The following is a 10764-nucleotide window of genomic DNA, read 5'->3' on the forward strand; positions in this document are numbered from 1 at the left end:
CTCAATGACCGCTGTGATCACCATGCCCGCTGTGCTCGTCGCTGGTCAGTGACTTTGCAACAGCGGTGACCTGAATCGACTCTTTCACGCCCTTGGCATCTTCCACGGTCAGGGTCAGAGGCACCTGATCACCCTCTTTGACCTGCGCGGCCAAGCCCATGAACATCACATGGTAGCCGTCGGAATCGAGCATCACCGGTTTGCCGGCCGGCAGGTCGACCGAGTTGACGCGCTGCATGCTCATCACTTCGCCTTTCATGCTCATCTCATGGATCTGCACGGTTTTCGCAACGGGTGATGCAACGTCGACCAGCTTGCTGTCCGTGTCCGAGGTGATGCGCATGAACGCACCCGTGGCTGACTGGCCCGGCACGGTGGCGCGCACCCAGACGTCATCGACTTTGGTTTCGGCCAGCGCCTGAGCGCTCAGGCCCAGCAGCGAAAGGGTCAGCAACAGCGGCTTTGCGACGTTACGAATCAGAACGGTCATCAGCATACTTCCATCAAAGTGAGCAGATCTTCAGTGCATTGTTGTGCGGACAGCCTGTGCGACAAGCCCAGGCGCAGCACGCCGCGGGTGTCGTAAACATAACTGGTGGCGGTATGCGAGATCGTGTAGGTGTCACCCAGCGGGACCTTCTCGAAGAATACGCCGAACTCCTTGGCCGTTGCGGCCGTTTCTTCAAGCGTACCGGACAGGGCGACAAAGGTCGGATCGAAAGCTTTCACATAGGCGTCGATCACCTCGGGCGTATCACGCTCCGGGTCGAGGGTAATGAACACTACCTGGAGGGTCTTGCCCTCTTCGCCCATCAGCTTTCTGATCTGTGCAGCTCGCGCCAGTGCCGTCGGGCAAATGGCCGGGCATTGGGTGAAGCCGAAGAAGATCATCGGCATCAGGCCACGAAAACTCGACAGGGTCTGAACGTTGCCTTGCGAATCCTTGAGTCGGAAGTTGCGGCCAACTATCTCGTTGCTCATGTCTTTGCCGTGCTTGAACGGCAATGCATTGGAATTGCCGCAGCCAGCCAGCAGGCCGAGGCTCAGCAACGAGAGGCCTGTGACCACCTCGCGGCGGGTCGGTTGGTACGTCATGTCTTGCGTCCCCTGAAGGGTTATGCGCGTGGGTTCTGACACATTCAAAGGCGGCGAATTTACCACTCAAGGACAATGGGGAATACCGCCAATCCTGTTTCAAACCATGAGCAGGCGTGCAAACGTCGGCCTCATGGGCTGCAATACGTCGTGCGACAAAACAGCACAGACAGCTTTATCACCCTCAAGCGCCGTTATCGACCACCCGTGCGCAAATCTTTAAATGCATATAAAACATATAATAAATATATATAATTCAATATTTTTACAATTAACATATAACCAAAAGGCCTTTCACAGGCTCGTTTCATAACTCTATATTCGCCAGCAAACCGACCCTTGCCTTGTGGAGGTGCCCAGAACTCTCTCAGCATTACCCAAGGATCACTCCGTCATGGTCTTACCCGCTCACGCTCCCCGCCACGCCCTGCGCAATCCGTTGATCAAAAGCATAGCGCTTGTCGGCTTTGGCCTGATGAACCCGGTTCAGGCCGCCGATGAAACCCTCGACGATGACGCCCGTCTGGAAAAGGTTACGGTGATTTCCACCGGAGTTCGCGGCACTCAGCGCACAGTGACTGAAAGCCCGGCTCCGATTGATATCGTAACCAGCGACCAGCTACTGAAAACCGGTCGCGCCGACCTGACCGAAGCCATCGCCAAACTGCTGCCTTCGTTCAACTATGGGACCAACGTCGCGGGCTATAACTCGACCATCCGCCCATTGTCTAACCGCAGCCTGGCACCGGCCTATACGCTGGTGCTGGTCAATGGCAAACGCCGCCATAACAGCGCCCTGCCCGCCAATGGCTCGACTGACAGCAGCGGTGCGAACTCGGTGGACATCGACATGATCCCGATCAGCGCAGTGGAGCGCATCGAGGTGCTCAAGGACAGTGCCGCTGCGCAATACGGCTCGGATGCGATTGCCGGGGTGATCAACGTAATTCTCAAATCCAGCGCCGAGGGCGGCCATCTGGGGGTGACGTACGGCAAGCTGTACAGCGGTGAAGGCGAAGTGACCAAGTTCGAAGGGGACACCGGCTTCGAACTTGGTGACGGCGGCTTTCTGCATCTTTCGGCTGACGCCCGCAAGCGTGGCGATGCCAGCTGGAACGAAAAAGCCACCAATAACGCCTACTTTCCTGGCGACCCTCGAGAGGCGACGTGGGATCGGGTCGGCGTGAAGAATGGCGACCCGCAGATCAAGGCGTTCAACCTGGCCTACAACGCCGAACTGCCCCTGGATGACCAGACCACGCTGTATTCCTACGGCACCTATGGACAACGCGACGCCGTCATCAACAACTACTTCCGCTACCCCAACAGCAACGCCAACGTTCCCGAACTGTTTGCCGACGGCTACTACCCGCTGAACAATCTGGACGATACCGACTATCAGTACCTGATTGGCGCCAAGGGTGAAGCGCTGGGCTGGAACTGGGACCTGAGCACTACATACGGGCGCAACAACAATCATCAGTACAGCGACCTGACCATCAACCCTTCGCTGGGACCGGCCTCGCCGACGTCGTTCGACGATCTGGCAACCTACCGATTCGAGCAATGGGTCAACAACGTCGACATCACCCGTGCGTTCGACGGGCTGTTTGGCGTGCCGCTGCAAGTGTCCGCAGGGCTTGAACATCGCTGGGAGCGGTTCCGGACGTTTTCCGGCGATGCGCAGGCCTATCAGGTAGGCGGCTATCGCTTTCCGGCCACCCTGCCCAATGGCCAGGCCAACCCGCTGGCCGGGCAACTGGCGTCGATTGCCGCTCAGGCTGCGGCGGTCATCTCGCCGCAGGATGCCACCAGCCTGCAACGCAACAATTACGCAGCTTACGTCGATTTCGGCATTACCCCGATCGAACCGCTGTTTGTCGACCTGGCGCTGCGTGCAGAGCATTTCGACGATGACTCGGGCAATACGGTCAGTGCCAAGCTCAACTCGCGTTACGAATTTACCGACACCTTCGCCGTACGCGGCACCGTCGGCACGGGCTTTCGTGCGCCCTCGCTGACCCAGGTCGGCTACAGCATCTCGGACAACCGGGTCGGTGCTGCGCCGGATGGCACCATCGTGCCCGCCGTGACGCGCATCGCGCCGGTCAACTCGGCGCTGGCCCAGGCGCTCGGCGCGACCACCCTGGACCCGGAAAAATCGCGCAACCTGGGCTTCGGCGTTACCTGGCAACCGGCACCACGCACCAGCCTGACCGCCGACGCCTACTGGATCGAGATCGCCGACCGCATCGCTCGTACCGAAAGCCTGTACGGCCCCGCGCTGGCGCCCATTCTCACGGTCCAAGGTGTGGACACCAGCACCTGGACTTCGTATTACGCCAACGCCTTCGACACCCGCACGCGCGGTCTGGATATCGTCCTCGATCACTCCAGCCAGTATGGTGCATGGGGCGATGTGCGCTGGAGCGCCGGGTTCAATTACAACAAGACTGTCATCACTGACGTCAAGGATGCACCCGCGGCTCTGCAAGGCCTGGGCAGCAACCCCGGTGGCAGCCTTACCTGGGTAGGCCGCGCCCGCGAAGGCGATCTGACCGACGCGCAACCGAAGACCAAGTGGGTGCTGGGTGGCAAATGGACGCTGGGCGATCTGGGCGTAAACCTGCAAACCACCCGCTACGGCAAGGTCAAGACCCTCCAGCAGCTGGAGAGCGGGGATCGCAGCTTCGGGGCCAAGTGGATCACCGACCTGGATGTGTCCTACACCCTCTACGACAACATCACCCTCAGCCTTGGCGGCACCAACATCTTCGATGTGCGTCCGGACAAGCACGCAATCCCTTCAGCCGTCGGACTCAACCTGTATGGCAACTCACCGTTCTATCCAGGCGGAGGGTTCTGGTACAGCAAAATTGCCTATGATTTCTGACGCGTCGGTGTGGCCACCGCGAGGTCGTGAGTATTTTCCACGGCCATCGCGCTGAAATGCAGCGGGTTTACGCCGTAATAGCGGCGAAACACCTTGGCAAAGTGGCTGGCGCTGGAATAACCCACCGCCGCCGCCACTTCACTGACCGCTCCCTGTCGCCGTAACAGTTGCGCCGCCCGCTCGATGCGGACTTTCTGCAGATAGCTGTAGACGCCACTGTCGTAGCTCTGACGAAACCCCTGTTTGAGCTTTTTGGTGTTGAGCTCCACCGACTGGGCCAGCGATTCGATGGTCCAGTCCTGCTCCGGGTGTGTTTCCAGCAGTTTGCGCGCCCGCTCGACGCGCATCAGGTCACGGCCTCCCGCGTTAAGCCCGGTGAAATGTGCCAGGTCCTGGATATGAGCAGTCAATTGGCCAAGCATTTCGTAGGCCTTGCCACGCAGCAGCAGGTCCCTGGCGACACCCTCAAGCTTGCAACCCAGCATCTCCTGGCCGATCCGCCTTACCACCTGCGGCGCCGGGAACTGTACAAGCCGTGCCGTGCGGTCCTTGGAGCGGGTGTTTTCCCAAGGCCCCTGATAATCGAACAGTTGCCCGGCCAGATCGAGCATGCCCAGCCGGTGCGCGGCAAAGCTGATATTCACGCCGCGCCAGCAGGTACCACCGGGCACGAAACCCTCGCCCCTGACAGGTACCGTCGAATGGAACAGGCAGCAGTGATCTTCACGCCAGCTCAGCGGCGAGGTATCGGCGAAATAGCGCCAGCCGGAGCAGTTGGCGTGGTACGACACTGTCAGTGACGCCTCGCAGAAGGCGTCCAGATGCCGGTCTTCGTCGACCTGCCAGTCAATGAGTCGGATATCGAGCTCGTCATCCACATCATCCGTCAGGACCTTGGGCAGCTCATAGTCAGCGCAATAATGATTGAGGCTCATCGGGATGCACTCGTTTGGGAATCAGACTCAAATGATAACACTTATCAACTAAAGTACCGATTGCGCGCATTTCGACCCTGATCGCACGCGCAATGAAACGGTTAAGTCCAGAGAATGCGCTCATTCCCTCTCACCCGAGTCTATTCATGCAACGTTCTCTACTCAGCCTGGCAGTCATGCTTGCAGTTTCCCATCAGGCGCTGGCCGACGACGTCATGACCTTGCCGGAAATGCAGGTTACCGCTGGCAAGCGCGTGCAATCCCAGGACCAGACCGACCTGGCGCTTTCGGTGGCAGAGCAGGCGGATCTGGAGCGTGCCAATGTCTACAACAGCGGCGACCTCGAGAGAGTATTTCCGGAACTGCTGATTCGCAGCACGGGTGCCGGTGTATTTCCCAGCCTGAGTCTGCGCGGCGTGTCCTCATCGGACCCCTACAATGCGCCCGTAGGCATTTATGTGGACGGAGTGCCGCAATACCTGGGCACCTTCAATCAGCAATTGCTCAACATTGAACACATCGAGCTGTTGAAAGGCCCGCAAGGCACGCTCTACGGCCGTAATGCCCATGCAGGGGCACTCAATATCCTCACCCGTCAACCAGACAACACGCCGACCGCGACGCTGCAAAGCCGCTTCAGCAATCTGCACCAACAAGTGTCGGCGACGGGTTCGACGCCGCTGGTGGACGACACGTTATTCATTCAAGGCACCGTGTATCACGACGATACCGACGGCGAGCTGACCCGCAGCGAGCACCATGGTGACAGCGACAACGGCGGCGGCAATGTCGGCCTTACCTTCAAACCCAATGAAGACTTCAGCCTCAAGCTGGCTTATGCCCGTGATCGCCTGACCTCCTACAACGAGCAATACCTGGCAGACGCCACGTATGAAAAACGCCGGGCGAGCGTACCGTTGATGGAGTCGATCTACGTGCGGCGCGTTGAAACAAGCAGTGCAACCCTGGACTGGAACCTCAGCGACGCACTGAAACTGACCTCTATCACTTCTCTACAGAACTATCGCCATGAGCGGGTGTACGGCGATCTGGGTTTTCAGTGGCCCGAAAGCCAGCGCACCGTCAGCCAGGAACTGCGTCTTTCCACCCAGGACGACGACCGTGCCTGGGATGCGGTGGGTGGTTTGTACTGGCAGAAAAGCCGCAGTCACTCAGAGCGCGAACCGGACCGCAGCGCCCCGCTGTTCGGGGTTTATGGCGTGGCCGACAGCCGCATCGAAAGCACCGAGAAAGCCGTGTTCGGCGAATTTACCTGGCACCTGGCGCCGCGCTGGGACCTGACGCTGGGCGCGCGCCACAGCGTTGAGAAAGCCGAAACCGACTACACCCAGATCGACGCAGCCTTTACGCCAGGCTTTGTCTACAGTGGCAACGACACGTTTACCAGCACCACCCCCAAGATTGCCCTGGGCTTCCAGGCCACCCCGGAAACGCGCTTGTACGCATCGGTCAGCAAGGGCTACAAGGCGGGTGGTTACAACCGCATCGGTGCCATCACACCTGATGCCGTGGCGTATTCGCCGGAGAAGTCGTTGAACACCGAAATAGGCGTCAAATCCAGCCTTCTGGACAAGCGCCTGTGGCTCAACGCCGCGCTGTATCGCATCGATATCGACGATGTACAGCAATTCATCGGCGCAGCGGGCACCGGCACCCAGTCGCTGAGCAACATCGGCAAGGCCCGCAGTGAAGGCGCCGAGCTGTCCATGAACTGGCACGCGGATGAAGCGACCCTGATTCGGCTGGCGGGAACCGTCAACCGCAACCGTATGCTCGATTCCGACCGTCAGGGCAACAGGCTGACGAACACGCCGGGACGGACCTTGCGCGCATCGGCCGAACGCAGCTTCTACTTTGACGGGCTGCTGGGAGAAGTGCGGCCCAGTGTCGGGATCAGTTACACCGGCAAACACTATTTCGACGTCGACAACGAGGTATCGCAGGGCGGCTACAGCCTGGTGGATGCTCGACTGGCGTGGCTGCCCAAGCCTGATCTGGAGCTTGCGCTGTATGGCAACAACCTCGGCGACAAGGACTACCGCACCTACTCCTACCTGTCCGGAGGCGCACAGTTCAGCCAGCCAGGGCAAGGCCGGGAACTGGGCTTGAGTACCAAAATCACCTTTTGACCCGACCCCCCTGGCCAGGCTCGCGCGCGATTGCACATGAGCCGGGCTCGAGAAAACCACCGGCTCCATTCATCGGCAACAACGCCGGTCGCCCACCGGGCGTCCGTCAGCCGCTGCATGGCGATATGACAGGTACGGACACCCAAGGAGTGCCGAATGACCCGCGATCATGATGCTGTCGACCCGAGCACAACCCGGCCACTCAGCCACACCGGACTGCTAAAGCTGGCTCCGGGGATGTTTGCCCTGGCAATCAGTTGTGCTGTGGTTTCCACGTTGCTGAGCCTTGTGCCACTGTGGTGCGTCTACAAGATCGCGCAGGTTTTGCTGAGCCCCGTGCCTGATGCACATGCCGCGTTGGTCTGGGGCCTTTGGGCATTGGCGGCGGTGCTGCTGCGCTGGCTGCTTATGACCCTCAGTCACGTTACCGCGCACCTGGCAGCGTTCGCACTGCTGCGTCGGCTGCGCAGCCGGATTGCCCGGCATCTGGGTGAGGTGCCGCTGAGTTTTTTCAGCCAGCACAGCAGCACCGACCTGCGCCGCACATTGAATGACGATGTCGCTTCGCTTGAAGGGTTTTTTGCGCACTCGCTGCCTGATTCGATCTCAGCCGCAGTCATGCCGCCACTGACACTGCTTGTCCTGTTGATCGTTGACTGGCGGCTGGCGCTTGCCTGTGTCGCCCCGCTGCCGCTGGCGTTTCTTGCACAGATGCTGATGGTGAAAGGCTCGGCTGCGCGCATGGCGCAATGGCAAAGTCTGCAACAACGTATTTCACAAAGTTTCAGCGAGTACCTGCAAGGCATTCAGGTGGTCAAAAGCTTCGGCCTGACCAGCCTGCGCTTTGGCTCTCTGAGCAGCGATATACGTGGCGCAGCAGAGTGGGTAGCCGGCTTTGCCCGCAAGAGTTCACTGTTCTGGGTGGTGTTCTCGGGACTGCTGAGCGCCGGCCTGATGGTCGTAGCGCCGTTGGGGGCGTGGTTGCTGCTGGATGGCGACATCACGCTGGACACTCTGCTGCTGTTCCTGTTGCTTGCACCCGCTGCCCTTTTGCCACTGCTGCGCCTGACGTACATGCTCGGCGATCAGGTACAGCGCAACGCGGCGCTGGCAAGGATCAACAATGTGCTGCTCACCTCGCCACTGAGCGACAACGCCGGGGTGCAGATTCCCGACACACCGCTGGACCTGCGGCTGGAAAACGTCTGCCATGCCTACGGCGAAAGGCAGGCTCTGGATCAGGTCAGTTTCAGCGCTCAGGCGGGCCAGTTGACCGCGCTGGTCGGCCCCAGCGGTTCCGGTAAAAGCACCGTGGCGCAATTGGTCAGTCGCTTGTTCGACGCCGACAGCGGCAGCATTACGCTGGGCGGCACCGAGCTGCGCGACTGGCCATTGCAGGCGCTGCTCGATCGGGTCGCGACGGTGTTCCAGCGCGTTCATCTGTTTGCCGGGTCAGTGCTCGACAATCTGCGTCTGGCAAACCCCGACGCCGATCTGGCAAGTGTCGAGGCCGCAGCACGTGCGGCGTGCGCCCATGACTTTATCGAGCGCCTCCCGCAGGGCTACCACACGCCCATTGGCGAAGGCGGCGCGCAGTTGTCAGGGGGTGAGCGTCAGCGCCTGTCGATTGCCAGAGCCCTGCTGAAGAACGCACCGGTGCTGATTCTCGATGAAGCCACGGCCTACGCAGACAGCGAAAACGAGGTACTGATCCAGCAGGCACTGGCCAATCTGTGCCGCGGCCGAACCGTCCTGATGATTGCCCATCGCTTGCACACCGTCATCACCGCACACCACATCGTGGTCCTCGATCAGGGGCAAGTACTCGGCACCGGTCGCCATGAGCAATTGCTCGAAAGCTGCGAGTTGTATCAGCAACTCTGGAAGGACCACACCCGCATCCGCCAATGGCAACTGAGCAGTGGAGAACCCGCATGATTTACAGTCTGATGCGCGCGGGCGAACGCCTGGCAGGGCAACGCGATCCACGCCTGAATCAAGGGCTGCGCCTGGCGGTCGTAGAGGGCCTGTTGAGCGCCGCTCCTTATCTGCTGTTGTACTGGCTGCTGGCAAGCCTGTTCGAGGATAGGCTTCAGGGTTGGGACGTAATCTGGCTGACACTGGGCATGCTTGCCTGTCTGGCCGCACGAATCGCGGTTGGAGCCCTCGGCACACCGCTGATATTTACCGGTGCCTACGCGATGATGGCCAATGCCCGTCTGCGTCTGGTCGACCATTTGCAGAAACTGCCGCTCGGCTGGTTCGCGACTGCCAACAGCGGCGAAATCAGCGCGCAGGTCACCAGTGATCTGGCCATGGTCGAACACCTGTGGTCGCACTTCCTCGGGGTGTTCGCCCTGTCGCTAGCCGAACTGACGTTTATTCTGATTCTGCTGTTCTGGCTGGAACCCTTCCTTGCCTGCGCGGTGCTGGCCATGTTGCCGCTGGCCGCGCTGACGATCTATGTGGCGATACGTAAAGCGCTGCTCCACGCCGACCAACTGCTGGCCACCAGCAACCGCACTCAGTCAGCGTTACTGGAATACATTCAGGGCATTGCGGTGATTCGCAGCTTCGGCCGTTTCGGCAGCGCTTTGCAGCGTCTGAATAAAGTCCTGGACGAGCAACACCAGGCCATGGTCAGCATCGAACTGAAACCGGCTGTGTGGGTCGGCCTGTTCGGCCTGGTCATCGAAGCCGGTTTCATCCTCATGGTGTTGCTGGGATGCAACCTGCTGCTCGACAGGCAGATGAGCATCCAGCACCTGATTATCTTCACCGTGCTGGCCTGGCCGCTGTATCGCAAGAGCATCGACCTGGGTTTCTCCGTTCTGCTGCTGCGCTTTGGCCACCGTGCGCTCATGCGCACCGAGCGATTGCTGGATCAGAAACCGATGCCAGAACCCATTCAGCCGCGCAAGCCCGCACACTTCGATATCGAACTCAGAGAAGTGCATTTCAGCTACGCCGAAGAGCAAGCGCCAGTTATCGATGGCCTTTCGTGTCGCCTTGCCGCCGGGACCCTAACTGCGCTGGTCGGCCCCAGCGGCGCGGGAAAAAGTACCCTGGCGCATCTGGTCGCCCGCCTGTGGGACATCGACAGCGGTGAGTTACGCATTGGCGGCATCGAGGCACGGGACATCGGCAGCGATTACCTGCAAAAGCAGATATCGATGGTCTTTCAGGACGTCACGCTGTTCTCCGGCACGGTGCTCGACAACCTGCTGGTCGGCAGACCCGACGCAACCGAGCAAGAGGTCATCCACGCTGCACGCCAGGCCCACGCCCACACATTCATCGAGGCGCTTCCCGAGGGCTATGCCACGCGCATTGGCGAGGGCGGCGGCTGGCTATCGGGCGGTGAACGGCAACGCCTTTCAATCGCTAGGGCGCTGCTCAAGAACAGCCCGATCCTGCTGCTCGACGAAGCCACCTCAAGCGTCGATCCGTCTTCGGAAGCCGCTATTCAACGGGGCCTGGACGCGCTAGTACGCGATCGTACAGTGCTGGTCATCGCCCATCGTCTGCACAACATCCAGCACGCCGACCAGATTCTGGTCATGGATCGCGGACGCATTGTGGAACAGGGCCGCCACGATGAGCTATTGGCGCGGCAAGGGCTCTACGCCCGCCTGTGGAACCGCCAGAGCCAGGCAAGGAACTGGCACTTGCACACCTGAAACCCCTGCGC

At 60.2% G+C, this 10764-nt stretch carries 7 protein-coding genes; 4 read left to right on the forward strand and 3 right to left on the reverse strand.

What is annotated here, in order from left to right:
- Position 1 precedes the first annotated feature (1 nt).
- Together RGM3321_RS18400 and RGM3321_RS18405 are read right to left on the reverse strand one after the other, a co-directional pair.
- Entirely contained in the window at positions 2-496 is a 495-nt protein-coding gene (locus RGM3321_RS18400; RefSeq protein WP_244394280.1) for a copper chaperone PCu(A)C, read from the reverse strand.
- Positions 490-1095: an SCO family protein gene (locus RGM3321_RS18405; RefSeq protein ID WP_244394281.1), complete on the reverse strand. Its 606-nt coding sequence runs from the start codon at positions 1093-1095 to the stop codon at positions 490-492. Before RGM3321_RS18405 ends, RGM3321_RS18400 begins: the two co-directional genes overlap by 7 nt.
- 394 nt (positions 1096-1489) lie before the next feature.
- Here RGM3321_RS18405 and RGM3321_RS18410 point away from each other — a divergent pair, with 394 nt between their 5' ends.
- Entirely contained in the window at positions 1490-3988 is a 2499-nt protein-coding gene (locus RGM3321_RS18410) for a TonB-dependent receptor (RefSeq protein WP_244394282.1), read from the forward strand.
- Here the strand turns inward: RGM3321_RS18410 and RGM3321_RS18415 are convergent.
- On the reverse strand, positions 3976-4923 hold the full coding sequence (locus RGM3321_RS18415; protein WP_244394283.1) for an AraC family transcriptional regulator: 948 nt from the start codon (positions 4921-4923) through the stop codon (positions 3976-3978). The genes RGM3321_RS18410 and RGM3321_RS18415 overlap by 13 nt on opposite strands.
- Before the next feature lie 146 nt (positions 4924-5069).
- Between RGM3321_RS18415 and RGM3321_RS18420 the strand changes: the two genes are divergently transcribed.
- The 3 genes from RGM3321_RS18420 (at position 5070) to RGM3321_RS18430 (ending at position 10753) form a co-directional block, all read left to right on the forward strand.
- The gene (locus RGM3321_RS18420; protein ID WP_244394284.1) at positions 5070-7073 is read left to right on the forward strand and encodes a TonB-dependent receptor; all 2004 of its coding nucleotides are present in this window, start codon (positions 5070-5072) and stop codon (positions 7071-7073) included.
- A 156-nt stretch (positions 7074-7229) separates the two neighbouring features.
- A complete protein-coding gene (locus tag RGM3321_RS18425; protein WP_244394285.1) occupies positions 7230-9011 on the forward strand; it encodes an ABC transporter ATP-binding protein in 1782 nt (593 codons plus the stop codon).
- The gene (locus tag RGM3321_RS18430) at positions 9008-10753 is read left to right on the forward strand and encodes an ABC transporter ATP-binding protein (protein ID WP_244394286.1); all 1746 of its coding nucleotides are present in this window, start codon (positions 9008-9010) and stop codon (positions 10751-10753) included. Before RGM3321_RS18425 ends, RGM3321_RS18430 begins: the two co-directional genes overlap by 4 nt.
- Positions 10754-10764: the final 11 nt, after the last annotated feature.

This window comes from Pseudomonas sp. RGM 3321, from assembly GCF_022836805.1.
Taxonomy (GTDB): Bacteria; Pseudomonadota; Gammaproteobacteria; order Pseudomonadales; family Pseudomonadaceae; genus Aquipseudomonas.